The 14,242-nt window shown below is 65.2% G+C and carries 14 protein-coding genes; 7 read left to right on the forward strand and 7 right to left on the reverse strand.

Translation table 11 applies throughout. The features are described 5' to 3' along the window. Positions 1 to 16 precede the first annotated feature (16 nt). Complete coding sequence (locus PU724_RS01115; RefSeq protein WP_127284896.1) at positions 17 to 466, reverse strand: GatB/YqeY domain-containing protein; 450 nt, start codon at positions 464 to 466, stop codon at positions 17 to 19. A gap of 321 nt (positions 467 to 787) precedes the next feature. Here PU724_RS01115 and carA point away from each other — a divergent pair, with 321 nt between their 5' ends. After that, positions 788 to 1,993: a glutamine-hydrolyzing carbamoyl-phosphate synthase small subunit gene (carA, locus tag PU724_RS01120; protein ID WP_354419236.1), complete on the forward strand. Its 1,206-nt coding sequence runs from the start codon at positions 788 to 790 to the stop codon at positions 1,991 to 1,993. 13 nt (positions 1,994 to 2,006) lie between these two features. Here the strand turns inward: carA and PU724_RS01125 are convergent, their stop codons facing one another. Both PU724_RS01125 and ypfJ read right to left on the reverse strand, forming a co-directional pair. After that, a complete protein-coding gene (locus PU724_RS01125; protein WP_354419238.1) occupies positions 2,007 to 3,275 on the reverse strand; it encodes a TCR/Tet family MFS transporter in 1,269 nt (422 codons plus the stop codon). A 164-nt stretch (positions 3,276 to 3,439) separates the two neighbouring features. Further along, on the reverse strand, positions 3,440 to 4,354 hold the full coding sequence (gene ypfJ, locus PU724_RS01130; RefSeq protein WP_127309539.1) for a KPN_02809 family neutral zinc metallopeptidase: 915 nt from the start codon (positions 4,352 to 4,354) through the stop codon (positions 3,440 to 3,442). Positions 4,355 to 4,536: 182 nt separating this feature from the next. Here ypfJ and PU724_RS01135 point away from each other — a divergent pair, with 182 nt between their 5' ends. Then, positions 4,537 to 6,588 carry a hypothetical protein gene (locus PU724_RS01135; RefSeq protein WP_354419240.1) on the forward strand — a complete coding sequence of 684 codons (2,052 nt, stop codon included), beginning with the start codon at positions 4,537 to 4,539 and terminating at the stop codon, positions 6,586 to 6,588. Between the two features lie 18 nt (positions 6,589 to 6,606). On the opposite strand, the gene PU724_RS01140 is transcribed toward PU724_RS01135, so the two are convergent. Then, the gene (locus PU724_RS01140) at positions 6,607 to 6,795 is read right to left on the reverse strand and encodes a hypothetical protein (protein WP_354419242.1); all 189 of its coding nucleotides are present in this window, start codon (positions 6,793 to 6,795) and stop codon (positions 6,607 to 6,609) included. A 97-nt stretch (positions 6,796 to 6,892) separates the two neighbouring features. Then, positions 6,893 to 7,348, reverse strand: coding sequence for a manganese-binding transcriptional regulator MntR (mntR, locus tag PU724_RS01145; protein ID WP_189340346.1), 456 nt, complete (start codon positions 7,346 to 7,348; stop codon positions 6,893 to 6,895). A 231-nt stretch (positions 7,349 to 7,579) separates the two neighbouring features. Here mntR and PU724_RS01150 point away from each other — a divergent pair, with 231 nt between their 5' ends. The 3 genes from PU724_RS01150 (at position 7,580) to PU724_RS01160 (ending at position 10,803) form a co-directional block, all read left to right on the forward strand. Further along, entirely contained in the window at positions 7,580 to 8,941 is a 1,362-nt protein-coding gene (locus tag PU724_RS01150; protein ID WP_354419244.1) for an Nramp family divalent metal transporter, read from the forward strand. A 162-nt stretch (positions 8,942 to 9,103) separates the two neighbouring features. Next, positions 9,104 to 10,003 (forward strand): protein-L-isoaspartate O-methyltransferase family protein, encoded by a 900-nt coding sequence (locus PU724_RS01155; RefSeq protein WP_354419246.1) that lies wholly within the window; start codon positions 9,104 to 9,106, stop codon positions 10,001 to 10,003. Positions 10,004 to 10,152: 149 nt separating this feature from the next. Beyond that, positions 10,153 to 10,803 carry a dihydrofolate reductase family protein gene (locus PU724_RS01160; protein ID WP_127393895.1) on the forward strand — a complete coding sequence of 217 codons (651 nt, stop codon included), beginning with the start codon at positions 10,153 to 10,155 and terminating at the stop codon, positions 10,801 to 10,803. A gap of 250 nt (positions 10,804 to 11,053) precedes the next feature. Here the strand turns inward: PU724_RS01160 and PU724_RS01165 are convergent, their stop codons facing one another. Next, on the reverse strand, positions 11,054 to 11,923 hold the full coding sequence (locus PU724_RS01165; RefSeq protein ID WP_127393896.1) for a LysR family transcriptional regulator: 870 nt from the start codon (positions 11,921 to 11,923) through the stop codon (positions 11,054 to 11,056). Between the two features lie 96 nt (positions 11,924 to 12,019). On the opposite strand from PU724_RS01165, the gene PU724_RS01170 reads away from it, so the two are divergent. After that, positions 12,020 to 12,619, forward strand: a complete 600-nt coding sequence (locus PU724_RS01170) for a LysE family translocator (protein WP_292174514.1) — start codon at positions 12,020 to 12,022, stop codon at positions 12,617 to 12,619. 83 nt (positions 12,620 to 12,702) lie between these two features. On the opposite strand, the gene PU724_RS01175 is transcribed toward PU724_RS01170, so the two are convergent. After that, a complete protein-coding gene (locus tag PU724_RS01175; protein WP_354419249.1) occupies positions 12,703 to 13,497 on the reverse strand; it encodes an SDR family NAD(P)-dependent oxidoreductase in 795 nt (264 codons plus the stop codon). Between the two features lie 193 nt (positions 13,498 to 13,690). Between PU724_RS01175 and PU724_RS01180 the strand changes: the two genes are divergently transcribed. Beyond that, entirely contained in the window at positions 13,691 to 14,155 is a 465-nt protein-coding gene (locus tag PU724_RS01180; RefSeq protein ID WP_354419251.1) for a MarR family winged helix-turn-helix transcriptional regulator, read from the forward strand. Positions 14,156 to 14,242: the final 87 nt, after the last annotated feature.

Consider the following 14,242-nt stretch of genomic DNA (forward strand, 5'->3'; position numbering starts at 1 on the left):
AGCGGGCAAGCGCAGGTTACTGCAGCAGCCCTTTGACGATGCTGCTCGCCTTGCCGAAATCCATCTGGCCGGCATATTTCTGCTTCAGCGCGCCGATCACCTTGCCCATGTCCTTCTGGCTGGCGGCGCCCGTCGCCGCGATCGCCTCACGTGCCGCAGCCGTAACGGCGGCATCGTCGAGCTGCGTCGGCAGGAAGCCGCGGATGATCTCCATCTCGCCACGCTCCTGCGCGGCCAGTTCCGGCCGCTTGCCGTCCTCGAAAGCCTTCGCCGATTCCTCGCGCTGCTTCACCATTTTGGCCAGGATCTGCAGGATCTCTTCTTCGCTCGCGGCCGGCTTGCCGGCGCCGCGATTGGCGATGTCGCGGTCGTGGATGGCGGCCTGGATCAGCCGCAGAGTGGGCAAGCGGTGCTTGTCCTGCGCCTTCATCGCGCTCTTCAGGGATTCGGCGATTTTTTCGCGCATCGTGCTCTCTCCTTCGAACGGCGCGGACAATAGCTTTGCCCCGCGCGCAAAGCAAATCCAGGCAAACCACTGATATTGCTGGAGAAACAAAATCGGGACCGGTTTCCAGCCACCGCATTGACCGCTTTGGCGCCTTCGCCTATGTACTCGGTCCTGCATGAGACAATGAGTTCATGCCGCCCAAAAGTGCACAGCGGTTTTGGGAAAACGGCATGAGCGAGAAGAATTGACGCGCGGAAGCCGCAGAAATCGCTGCTCCGCGCCGTTTGCTGCGCAGTTGGTCCCGGACCCGCTGTAACGCAGCCTTACAGGAGTGCCGCCATGGCGACGACGACTGCCCCTTGGAATACCGAGAAGCCTACCGCGCTTTTGGTGCTTGCCGACGGCACCGTCATCGAGGGTCGCGGCCTCGGCGCCACCGGATCGGCGGTCGCCGAAGTCTGCTTCAACACCGCGCTCACCGGCTACCAGGAAATCCTCACGGACCCATCCTATGCCGGCCAGATCGTCACCTTCACCTTCCCGCATATCGGCAATATCGGCACCAATGACGAGGACATCGAGGACCTCAACCCGGCCGCCCGCGCCGGCGCCGTCGGCGCCGTGTTCAAAGCCGATGTCACCAACCCGTCCAACTACCGCGCCGCCGGCCATCTCGACCAATGGCTGAAGAAGCGCGGCATCGTCGCGCTTTCGGGCATAGACACGCGCGCGCTGACCGCGCTGATCCGCGAAAAGGGCATGCCCAATGCCGTCATCGCGCATGCGCCGGACGGCGTCTTCGACCTCGACGATCTGAAGCGGCGCGCCGCCGCCTGGTCGGGCCTGATCGGCCTCGACCTCGCCAAGGACGTCACCTCGGGGCAGTCCTCCGTGTGGCGCGAGACGCCCTGGGTCTGGAACGAAGGCTTTGGCGAGCAGGCCGAGCCGTCGCTGCACGTCGTTGCTATCGACTATGGCGTCAAGCGCAACATCCTGCGTCTGCTCGCCGGCCTCGGTGCCAAGGTCACCGTTGTGCCGGCCAAGACCGGCGCCGAGGAAATCCTCGCCATGCAGCCGGACGGCATCTTCCTCTCCAACGGTCCCGGCGATCCGGAAGCGACCGGCGACTACGCGGTGCCTGTGATCCAGGACCTGCTCAAGACCGAAATCCCGGTGTTCGGCATTTGCCTTGGCCACCAGATGCTGGCGCTGGCGCTGGGCGGCAGGACCGCCAAGATGCATCAGGGCCATCACGGCGCCAACCATCCGGTCAAGGACCACACCACCGGCAAGGTCGAGATCGTCTCGATGAACCATGGTTTCGCGGTCGACGCCGACTCGCTGCCGGAAGGCGTCGAGGAGACCCATGTCTCGCTGTTCGACGGCTCGAACTGCGGCATCGCGCTGACCGGCCGTCCGGTGTTCTCGGTCCAGCATCACCCCGAGGCCTCGCCCGGCCCGCAGGATTCGCACTATCTGTTCCGCCGCTTCGTCAATCTCATCCGCGAGAAGCGTGGCGAGCCGGCGCTGGCCGAACGCGCCTAGCAGATCAAACTTCTCAAGCCGGATCGGTCACGGCCTCCTGCGCGTGCATGCGCTCGACCTCCTTCGGCGTCGGCTTGGCGACTTTCGTGACGAAGACGATCACCGCCAGGGTGAGGAAGACCGCACCCAGCAGATAGGGCGCGCCGCCGAACACGACCGGCGCGCTCGGCCCGGTGAACCAGGAAAAGATCCCCGTGTAGAGCAGCGGTGTGATGATCGATGTGATCGAGAAGATCGACGTCATCGCCCCCTGCAGTTCGCCCTGCGCCGAAGGCGGCACCTTGGCCGCGGCGAGGCTTCTCAGCGGCGGGTCGGCCAGTGCCTCCAGGCAGCCGACGACGATCACCGCGTAGATCATCCAGCCCTGCGAGGCAAAGGCATAGCCGAAGGCGCTGAGCGCGGTGAAGGTCAGGCCGATCGCCGCCGTTCTCCACTCGCCGAGCTTCGGGATGACGCGCGGCAGGACGATGGCCATTACGATCGCCCCGCACAGTCCGAAGGCGCCGAGCGAGAAGCCGATCTGTTGCTCGCTCCAGCCATAGCGATAGTTGGACACGAACGACCACACCGCCGGGTACATCATGTGTCCGAGCGTCATCAGGAAGAAGACCAGGCCGATCCAGCCGATGCCGTGGTAGTTGCGCATCTGGATGAGCGTGCCGACCGGGTTGGCGCGTTTCCACTCGAAGCGGCGGCGATGCTTGTCGTCGAGCGTCTCCGGCAGCAGGAACAGCGCGATCAGGAAATTCACGAACGCAAGCCCGGCGGCAAAATAGAACGGCACGCGCGGCCCGAACGTGCCGAGCAGCCCGCCCAGGACCGGGCCAATGACGAAGCCGACGCCGAAGGCGATGCCGAGCAGGCCGAAATTCTTCGCCCGGTTCTCATCGGTCGAGATGTCGGCGATGAAGGCGGAGGTCGTCGAATAGCTGGCGCCGGAGATGCCGGCCAGCAGGCGCCCGATGAACAGCATCGGGTAGGTCCAGGCGATGGCGCAGATCAGATTGTCGATCGAAAAGGTGAGCACGGAGGCAAGCAGCACCGGCCGCCGTCCGAAGCGGTCGCTCAACCCGCCGATGACGGGAGCGAACACGAACTGCATCGCCGCATAGGCGAAGAACAGCCAGCCGCCCTCGATCGCCGCTTCGCTGACGCCGACCCCCGTCAGTTCCTGCAGATAGGCCGGCAGCACCGGCATGATGATGCCGAAGCCGATAATGTCGAGCAGCAGCGTCGTGAAAACGAGCGCAAGGCCCCGTCTGGCGGTCTTGGGGTCGATCATGATGGTGTCAAGCTCCTCGGCCGCCTTGCAGCAAAGGCGGGTGCACCTTATAGGCGAGCCCGCCACCAAGAACAATGAGGGAACGACGGCAACTGCCTCATCCTGACATCAGTTGCCGCGATGGCCGATGCTGATCGCCGCAGCAGGAACCCCGATGCGCCAACTCAGATCGGATTGTTGAACGTGTCGCAGTCCGAGAGCTTGCCGCTCTTGTAGCCACGCGCAAGCCAGGTCTGACGCTGCTGCGATGTGCCGTGGTTGAAGCTTTCCGGCACCACGTAGCCCTGCATCTTCTTCTGCAGCGTATCGTCGCCGATCTGCTTGGCGGCATTGAGAGCGCTCTCGATGTCGCCCTGTTCCAAAATGCCCTTCTGCGCGGTGTAATGCGCCCAGACACCGGCGAAGCAGTCGGCCTGCAGTTCCACCTGCATCGACATGTGGTTGGCGTCGGCCTCGCTCATCCCCTGCCGCATGTTGTTGAACTTGGGCAGGATGCCGGTGAGGTTCTGCACATGGTGGCCGACCTCATGCGCGATCACATAGGCCCGGGCAAACTCTCCGGAAGCGCCGAACTGCTGGTCGAGCTGCTGGAAGAACGTCATGTCGAGGTAGACCTTGTGATCACCCGGACAATAGAACGGTCCGGCCGCAGCCGAGGCGAAGCCGCAGGCCGAGCGTATCTGGCTGCTGAACAGCACCAGCTTCGGATCTTCGTAAGTCAGGCCGTTGGCCTGGAAGATGCCTTTCCAGGTGTCTTCGGTTTCGGCAAGCACGGTCGAGACGAACTGCTTCATCTCGTCGGAAGCCGGCGCCCCCGCGCCGCCACCTTCGCTGCCGCTGTCGTCGGTGATCTGGCCGCCGCTGTCGCCGCCGCCCAGTATCTGTGACGGATCGAAGCCGAAATACCAGCCGGCCAGCACAACCAGGATGACGATGAAGATGCTTGAGCCGCCGCCGGTGCGGCCTCCGATCGGGATGCGGAACTGGCCCGGGCTGCCGCCGCCGAATCCGCCGCCGCCACCCGTGTCGCTGCGCTCGTCCTCGACATTGTCACTCTGACGGCGGCCTCTCCAGAGCATGGCAACTCCTCGCGATGCGAATTTCCAAACGGCCAGGCCGGCATCCTGGTGCCAATCAGACCCAACAAACAATTATCCCAATGGTTGCAGCAAGTCACAGCATTTTTCGCTTGCAAACCGGCGCTGGAATGGGCGGCGCAAGGCCTGTAGCATGGCGCCGGACAAGGGGATGCGAGGGGCGCTTGCGGACGATTGGCCGTTTCCTGTTTCTGCTGGTATTGGCCGGTTTCGGCGCTGGGGCGGCGCCTGCCGCCACGCTCGATTCCAGCGTCGCCGTCACCGACCCCGCAACCTTGCAGGCGCTCGAGCGCGGCGGCCTGTCGATCAGCCGACTGCTCGGCCCGGCGATCGGCCTGACGCGCGACGTCGACAATCGCGGCCTGTTTTCGGTGCGCGCGCTGACCCCGGTGCGCAATGCGGTCAAGCAGGAGATCGCCGACGAGCCCGCGGCAAGTCCCGATCCCTATGTCGCGGGACTGGCCAAGTCCAAGGACACGAGCCAGAAGTTCAATCCGAAATACATCGACGACAACGGCTCGACGCTGGACCTCACCGGCGTCGTCAACCGCATGGATCGCGGCTATCTCGGCCACACCGAATGCGGCGAGATCCGGCTGATCTACCGTTTCCACTATTCGGTCGAGGAAAAGCCCGGAGAGCGGGTCTCCTCGCGCCTGCCGCTGACGATGAGCCTGGTCTTCAACGCCAAGCCGACGGCCGCGACGGGGCGCGCCTCCAAGGATCGCCCGCGCGCCGCCGATGGGTCCTGCGCCGACGTCGCCAGGCGCTGGCTGGCGGCCGGCGGGAAGGACCTTGCGCCCGAGCAGCTTGCGGCCTGGCTGCGCTCCGACGAAGGCCCGCTGTCGGGCGCCATGCTCAATTCCTCGCAGATCATGCGGCTCGAGCTCAACATGCAGGTGCTTCGCCTGTCGGCCTCGACCCGCCGCGATTTCGGCGGCCACGCCGAATATCTGCTGAAGATCTTCAAATGGGATCCGGCCACCGCCACCTTCCAGGAATCGCGGATCGAGAACCAGATCGACCGCAAGACGGTGCTGGCGGACCGGCAGGCCTTCGCCAAATGGCTGCTCACCGACCGCAACATCTACGATCTCGATCGCGGCCGGCTGATCGTCGACGATAAATTCCTGGCGACCAGCGCCGTCTCGGTGGCGCCGGGCGGCATGGCGCGCTCGCAAAACAACATCGCCTATGGCCTGCTCGATGATGCCGCCGTCGACAAGGCGCTGAAGGACTATGTCGCCAGGGGCAACGCGCTGCGCACCATAAAGTCGGTGGCCGGCTTCAATCTGCGCCTCAACGAGATGAGCTGCACCGGCTGCCACCAGACCCACGGCATCGCCGGCTTCCACTACACCGGCGCCGATCCGGCCAGCGAGCCGCGGCGCAACGCCGTCTTCGTGCCGGGCTCGGCGGTCTTCTTCGCCGACCTGCCGCGCCGCCTGGCCATCGTCGAGCAGTTCGCCGCCGGCGAGCATCCCGATTTCAGCAAGGGCTTCGCCGCCCGTCCGGATGCGAAATTCGCCGACGCCCTGAAAGGCACCGACCTCTACAATGGCTGGGGCTCGATCTGCTATCGCGGCACGGATGAAACCTTCAAGGACTGGACCTGCGGCGAAGGCCTGCGCTGCGCCGGCGTCCACGAAAGCGCCATTCATCCGGGCTTCGGCACCTGCGTCAGCGAGGCCGGAACCGCGGTCGGCGACCCCGTCGAGTTCGGCGAGATCAGGATGTCGAAATGGGGCAGCGACCAGTATTGCCGCCTCTCGCCGGCGACGGCCAAGGCCTGCGCCATCGACCCGGCCAGGGACAAGAAGCCGCCGATCAAGCTTGCCGGCTACGGCGCGGCGCGCCAGCGCTACGACAACCCCGAGCAGAAGACCGGCGGTTTTCCGGGCGGCATGCTGCGTAAGGCCAGTTGCGACAAGCTGCCCGACGAGGCGAGTTGCGGACGGCTCGCCAAGACCGGCTTCAACGACTGCATCGGCTCCGGCAAGGACCACAAATATTGCACAAGGGAATTCACCAAGACCGCCGGCCTGCGCGCCTGCGACAAGACGCATCCCTGCCGCGAGGACTATATCTGCACCGCCGGCTATGAAGACCTGGCCGAGGCCAAGCCCGGCAAGGGCACCTGCATCCCGCCCTATTTCATCTTCCAGTTCCGCGTCGACGGCCATCCACGCAGTTGGGTGCAGGACACCGAGGAGTGAACGCGCCTGCTGGAATCTTCAAGGCTTCTGCTTGCTGCCGGCGCTCTTGCCGTCGGAGCTTTTCGAGCGCTCCTCGAAACGCGCCGCGCCCTTTTTCAGCGGACGGCCGGTCTCGGCTTCGGTCTTGCGCTCGTCTTTCGCCGCCGCCTGTCTGAGTCCCTTTGAGGCCTGCTTGCCCTTTGCGGTCGGTGCCTGTTCAACGCCCATCTCTTCCTCCCTGGCGCGGCTATCGCGCCGAAGAGCAACGTTCTGGACGTATCCGGGTTCCGGGTTTTCGCCCGCCAAGCACGGCGGCTGACGAGGCTCAGCGCGGCGCGATCATCGCCTTGCGGAAGGCTTCGAGCGTCTCGGCGCTGACATGGTGCTCGATGCCCTCGGCGTCGATGCGCGCCGTCTCGGCGCTGACGCCGAGCGAGCGCAGGAAGGCTTCCACGGTCTGGTGGCGGATGCGGCTTTCCTCCGCGACCTTGCGCCCGGCCTCGGTCAGGAACACGCCGCGATAGGGTTTCCGGGAAACAAGTCCGTCCGCGCAGAGCCTGGTCAGCATCTTCGCCACCGTCGGCTGGGCGACGCCGAGCCTGGCCGCGATGTCGACCTGCCGCGCCTCGTTGCCATCCTCGATGAGGTCGGCGATCAGCTCGACATAGTCCTCGACGAGCGCGCTGCGGCGCGCTTCGCGCGTCTGCCGGAAGCCCTCCGAATGGACATCGGCGTCCGGAAGCGGCTCTTCGCGTCGAACCGGTCTGTTCCTCAGCGCCAATGCGCGCTCCTCTAAACAACGTTGAATCGGGCCCGTAGTCATAGCACGGAGCCCGGCTGGTCTGGCCGTTTATTTGCATTCCACGGCAGGCGCAACGGGGTCAGGAGCCTGGTCGCTCCGCCCGTTGGCGTCGTCGCAAAAGCATAAACAATGAAATATAGCCTATTGCATAATGTTGAGCCGTGGCATAGATAAGGGCCAACCTCGACCCTTTCCAGCGGAAAATCCCTGATGTCCGACGCAGAAGCCGTATCCAGATCCGCGTGGCGTTTTGCCCGGCCTGAGGAGGACGAACAGCCCAGCCTGCGCGAGGTCAACGCCTCCATCACCGTGCCGCAGACCGGCATCTGGTTCCGCCGCCTGTTCGCCTTCATGGGCCCGGGCTACATGGTTTCGGTCGGCTATATGGACCCGGGCAACTGGGCAACCGACCTCGCCGGCGGCGCCCAGTTCGGCTACACGCTGCTGTTCATCATCATGCTGTCGAACCTGATGGCGATCCTGCTGCAGGCGCTTGCCGCCCGGCTCGGTATCGCCACCGGCCGCGACCTCGCCCAGGCCTGCCGCGCCTACTATCCGCGCTCCGTCAACTTCCTGCTGTGGATCGCCTGCGAGCTGGCCATCATCGCCTGCGATCTCGCCGAGGTCATCGGCACGGCGATCGCGCTGCAGCTGCTGTTCGGCATCCCGCTGATCGGCGGCGCCATGCTTACCGCGCTCGATGCCTTCCTGGTGCTGCTGCTGATGAACAAGGGCTTCCGCTATCTCGAAGCCTTCGTCATCGCACTTCTGATCATCATCTTCGGCTGCTTCGCCATCCAGATCTTCGCCGCCGCGCCGCCGGTCGGCTCGATCCTGCATTCGATGTTCGTGCCGTCGTCCGAGATCGTCACCAATCCGGCGATGCTCTACATTGCCATCGGCATCATCGGCGCCACCGTCATGCCGCACAATCTCTACCTGCACTCCTCGATCGTGCAGACCCGCGCCTATGAGCGCACCGACCGGGGCAAGCGCGACGCGATCAAGTGGGCGACCACCGACTCGACCATCGCGCTGGTCCTGGCGTTGTTCGTCAACGCCTCCATCCTGATCGTTTCGGCGGTGGCCTTCCATGGCACCGGCCACCAGGACGTCGCCGAGATCGGCCAGGCCTTCGAGCTCTTGTCGCCGCTGCTCGGCCTCGGCATCGCCTCGATCCTGTTCGCGGTGGCGTTGCTCGCCTCCGGCCTCAACTCAACGGTAACGGCGACGCTTGCCGGCCAGATCGTCATGGAAGGCTTCCTGCGCCTGCGCATCCCGCAATGGGCGCGCCGCCTCTTGACGCGCGGCATCGCCATCGTTCCGGTGGTGATCGTCACCGCGCTCTACGGCGAGCGGGGCACCGGCCAGCTGCTGGTGTTCAGCCAGGTGATCCTGTCGATGCAGCTGCCCTTCGCGGTCATCCCGCTGGTGCAATTCGTCTCCGACAAGAACAAGATGGGCAATTTCGCCATCCCGCGCGCGGTCGCCATGCTCGCCTGGGTCGTCGCTGCCGTCATCCTGGTGCTCAATTTCAAGCTGCTCTACGACACCATCGCCGGCTTCGGCTGAGAACAAGGCATGTCGCCCAAAAGTGCGCTGCGGTTTTGGGACAACGACATGCATGAAAGCAAGCGACTTGAGGCGTGCCGCCTGAATTCCTCCAGGCGCGGCACGCCTTAAGGACGCGCGGCCGCGACAAATCCGCGGGCCGCGCTATCTTCTCAAGCCACCATGACCGGAACCGCCGAGGCCCGCCAATTCTACGCCCGACTGATGGCCGCCCATGCCGGCTCGGCCGATCCGCGGCTCGAGGAGGCCTTCGCCACGGTGCCGCGCGAAGCCTTTCTTGGTCCGGGGCCGTGGACCATCATCGCCGGTGACGGCAGGGTCGAGACGCCGACCGCAGATCCCTCCCACATCTACCAGAACGTGCTGGTGGCGCTCGATGCCGACAAGGGCATCAACAATGGCGAGCCCATCCTGCACGCCATGTGGATCGGCAAGGTCGCGCCCAAGCCAGGCGAGGTCGTCACCCATATCGGCGCCGGCACCGGCTATTACACCGCGCTGCTGGCGAAGCTGGTCGCGCCCGGCGCGGTCATCGCCTTCGAGCTTGACGCAGCACTTGCCGGCCGGGCCGAGGAGAGCCTCGCCGCCTATGGCAACGTGACCGTCATCCACGGCAATGCCGTCGCGAGCCCGCTGCCGCCGTCCGACATCGTGTATGTCAATGCCGGCGTGGCAGCGCCTCCGGCCGCCTGGCTGAAGGCGCTGAAGCCGGGCGGCCGCATGGTCTTCCCATGGCGCCCTGCCGAACGCGTTGCACTGGCCGTGCTGGTGACCAGCACGGAATCCGGCTTTGCCTGCCGCCCGTTCATGGGCTCGTGGTTCATCCCTTGCGTCGGCGCATCGACCACGGACCCCTCGGCGAAAATCCCCGATCGCGAAAAGGCGGCGCGCAGCCGCTCGATCTGGCTGATCAGCGACAAGGCGCCGGACCGCACCGCCACTGCCATCGTCGGCGACGTCTGGTTTTCGTCGCGAGGCGTCGACGGCAGCGGGGACGAGCGCGCTGAGCGGCAGAATCTTTTGCGGCCGCTGTCGGGCCGACGCCCGTCCAGGCGTCCTTAGAGCAATTCCAGGAAAAGTGCGCAGCGGTTTTCCGTCCGGAATTGCGTCAAAACAAATACTTAGAGCAGATCAGCGATTCCATGAAACGCCGAGCCGCTCTTGGCCAAGATCCGGCCCGATGGCGCGGATCACGAAAAGGGAGAGTTCCAATGAGGAAGATCATCGCTGCCACATTCGTCAGCCTCGACGGCGTCATGCAGGCGCCCGGCGGTCCGGAAGAGGATCCGGTTGGCGGCTTCAAGTTCGGCGGCTGGACGTTCCACTATTTCGACGAGGTGGCGGGCGTGGCCATGGAGGAACTGTTTTCCAAACCCTTCGCCCTGCTGCTCGGCCGCCGAACCTACGACATCTTCGCCGCCTATTGGCCGTACCAGAAGGATCAGATCGCAGATGCCTTCAACCCTGCGACCAAATATGTGGCGACGCACCGCCCGGATTCGCTGACCTGGGAAAACACCGAGCCGCTTGGGTCCGATGTGGTCGCAAGGCTCAGGCAGCTCAAGCAGGAAGACGGACCCGACCTGCTCATCCAGGGATCGGGCAACCTGATCCAGACGCTGCTCGCCAACGGGCTGATCGATGAGATCAAGCTGATGACCTTCCCGCTGCTGCTGGGCAAGGGCAAGCGGCTGTTCGGTGACAATGCGATGCCGGCCGCCTTCAAGCTCGTCAAGTCACAGGCCACCACCACCGGCGTCATCATGGCGACGTATGAGCGCGGCGGCGAGATCCGCACTGGCTCCTTTGCTCAGGACAAGCCGTCGGATGCCGAGCTCGAGCGGCGCAGGAACTGGAAGTAGCGGGGCGGGCATTGGCACCTTTCCTCTCCCTCCGGAGGGGGGAGAGGTGGCGCTGCGGAGCAGCGACGGAGTGGGGGAAGACGCTCCTCAAATACACCCTCGCTGACAACTCGCGGCGGCGCCTCAATAAGGGCGAGGCGCCGGCTTGAAGTAACAACGCCCGAGCCCAGGTCGACCCCCACTCCGTCGAGCTTCGCTCGACACCTCTCCCCCGATCGACGGGGGAGAGGAACCCAAGTTCTGCTCGAGCTCAAGCGGCCACCGGCCGCCGCACGAGCCCATCGCGGATGTGTCGCGCAAACTCTCGCGCAGCGGGCTCGATGCCATGCTTCGGCAGATGCAGGTTGATGGCGAAACTCGGCAACGCCGGAAGGTCCGGACCGGACGACAGGATGTCGAGATCGGCGGGCACGGTCGATGCCAGCCAGGTGGTGACGGCAAGGTCGGAACGGACCGTAGCGGTCGTGGCATCGATGTTGCCGTTCTCGAACACAGTGCGCCAGTCGAGCCCATGCGCGCCGAGGGCAGCGAGCACTGACGGACGAAACGCGCAGGTGTCGGCCACCATCGACACCGGCAGCGGGCGCTTCAGGCGTGCCGAGCCGCCTCTCGCTCCGACCCAGACCAGTCGGTCGACGAGCAGGCATTCGCCGGCGGTGGGGCCGGCTCGTTCCTCGATGATGGCGAGATCGATCGTTCCGGCCGCAAGCGCCGCCGCAAGCTCCGGCGAGGAAGCGCAAACCAGCGAAATCTCAACCTGCGGATGGGCTTCGGCGTAGGCTTTCAGCACCGGCGCAAGCAACGTGCCGACAAGGTCGTAAGGCACGCCGAGGCGCACCTTCCCCGCAACCGCGCTGCCGGCCATCTCGGTCCAGATCTCGTCGTTGAGCGCGAGCAGGCGCTTGCCCTTGCCGAACAGCCGCTCGCCGGCGCGGGTCAGCCGCAGGCCGCGCCGGTCACGCTCGAACAGGCTGCAGCCAAGAACGTCCTCCAGCCGCTTGATTTGCTGGCTGACGGCGCCTTGCGTCAGATTGAGCGCATTGGCCGCCGCCGTCATGCTGGCCCTGTCGGCGACGGTGACGAAGGTTCGGATCAAGGCGGTGTCGAGATTGCGGATCATTTTTGCATTATAGATGCTAATGCAAACCATATCAAACATTGCATTTACTGATATCTGGCAAACCTTAGCATGTCGGTTCCCGCGCAAGGAGCCTGCATGCCCGAAACCCTCCTTCCCCTCGTGCTGTTCGCGCTCATCTCCACCTCGACGCCCGGCATCGCCACGACCCTGTCGACGGCCTCCGGCGCGCAGTTCGGCTTTCGCCGCTCCGTGCCGCTGATGGCCGGCAGCGCCGCCGGCCTGGCCACGGTGGCGGCGGCTGGTGCCGCCGGGCTTGCCGGGCTGCTCGCCGCCGTGCCGTCCTTGCAGCTGGCGATGAAGATCGCGGGTTCGCTCTATCTGATCTGGCTGGCAGTCAAGATCGGCCGCAGCGGCCCGCCCAATCTCGACGTGTCCATGGCCAGGCCGAACAGCTTTTTCGGTGGCGCCGGCATTCAGTGGATGAACCCCAAGGGCTGGGCGATGGGGCTGGGCGCCGCGGCATCCTTCGCAGCGCTTGCCGACGGACCCTTGCGGCTCGCGCTGCTGCTCGGCGCGGTGTTCGGCCTTGCCGCGGCGCTCTCGCTGTCGCTGTGGTGCGTGGCCGGCACGCTGCTTGCCCGGCTGCTCAAGACCCAGCGGCAATGGCGCGCGCTCAACATAGTGCTTGGCCTGCTGCTGGCCGCCTCGATCCTGCAGATGTGGCGGCCAGTCTAAGCAATTCCAGGAAACGCGCGCAGCGGTTTTCCGTACGGAGTTGCGCAAAACAACACTCAGGCTGGCCGCCAGACGACTGGGACTTAGACCGCGTAGCGCGTCGCCGGCTTGCCGGCAAACAGGCTGCCGTAGAACTGGTCCCGCGCGCCGAGATAGGTGTCCAGACCGGCCGGATCTGCAAGTCCGGGCGCGGTGACGGTCTCGCCCTGGGCAAGGCCGGCAAGGGCGGCGTCGACCAGGTCGTCGGCGCTCATCACCCAGTCCTGGTTGATCCTGTCGAGGCTGATCCCGGAGGCGTCCCAGAACTCGGTGCGGATCGGTCCGGGCAGCACGACCTGCGCCCTCACCGCGGTTCCGGCGATCTCCTTCTGCAGCGCTTCGGTGAAGTTGACGACATAGGCCTTGGTGCCGCTGTAGATGCCGCCGACCGCGATGCCGTAGGCGACCACCGAGGCGATGTTGACGATGGCGCCGCGATTGCGCGCCAGCAGCCCCGGCAGCGCCGCGCGGGTCAAACGCGTCAAGGCAACGACATTGACCTTGATCATGCTCTCGGCCGCGTCGGCATCGGCGTCGGCGACCGTCTCGATGCCGCCCATGCCGGCATTGTTGACCAGCAGCGTCACGCTCTCGTCCGTCGCGATCGCCTGCTCGACCCTGCGCAGGTCGGCATCGTCGGCGAGATCGGCGACGATCGTCGTGACCTTGCGGCCATAGGCATAGGCCAGCCTGTCCGCCACCTCCTGCAGGCGGTCGGCGCGCCGCGCCACCAGCACCAGGTCGTAGCCCTGCCCGGCCAGCCGGTCGGCATAGACCGCGCCGATGCCCGACGAGGCGCCGGTGATCACGGCCGTGCCCTTGTTGTCCTTCGTGCTCATTGTCCTGCTCCTTTGTTCGCTTCGCTTTGGTTCGGCGACGACGACCATGTCACCCGCCGATAACCTCCGATTTCAATTAGTGGCATATGCCACTTTTGCCGAAATAGGTATATGCCACTATCTTGTCAACGGCGGCGGCAAAAACTATTTTTTGCGGCAGGCCGGCGCAGCTTTTCGCCGGCAAGGAGCGAACATGACCGGAGCTCAAAAGCCAGGATTCAGCCGCTGCAACAACGCCACGCTGCGGCGTGCCGCGCGCAGCCTCGGCCGCTTCTACGATGACGCGCTGGCGCCATCGGGCCTGAAGGGCACGCAGTTCGGCCTGCTCTTTCAGATCCATGTCAGCAGCGAGCCGGCGATGGGCACCATCGCCGAGGCGCTGATCATGGACCTCTCGGCGCTCGGGCACACGCTGAAGCCGCTGATCCGCGACGGCTATGTCGAGACTTTCGCCGACAAGGACGACCGCCGCGTCAAGCGCGTGCGGCTGACGCCGCAGGGCAATGTCAAGCTCGACGAGGCGATCAGGCTGTGGAGCGCGGCGCAGCAGCAGTTCGAGGACAAGGTCGGCGCCGAGCAGGCGGCGAAGCTGCGCGCGGCTCTGGACGCGGTGGCTGATCTCGATCTGGAAATGCCGGCGGCCGCTCCTTCGCTCTGAAGAAGCGGCCGCCAATCCAGATCAGGATGACGTTTCGTTGAATCGTCGTCCTGATCTAATTCTTTGTTGGACCATGATCTTTTCCGA

The organism is Mesorhizobium abyssinicae, from assembly GCF_049887195.1.
GTDB classification, from domain to species: Bacteria; Pseudomonadota; Alphaproteobacteria; order Rhizobiales; family Rhizobiaceae; genus Mesorhizobium; species Mesorhizobium abyssinicae.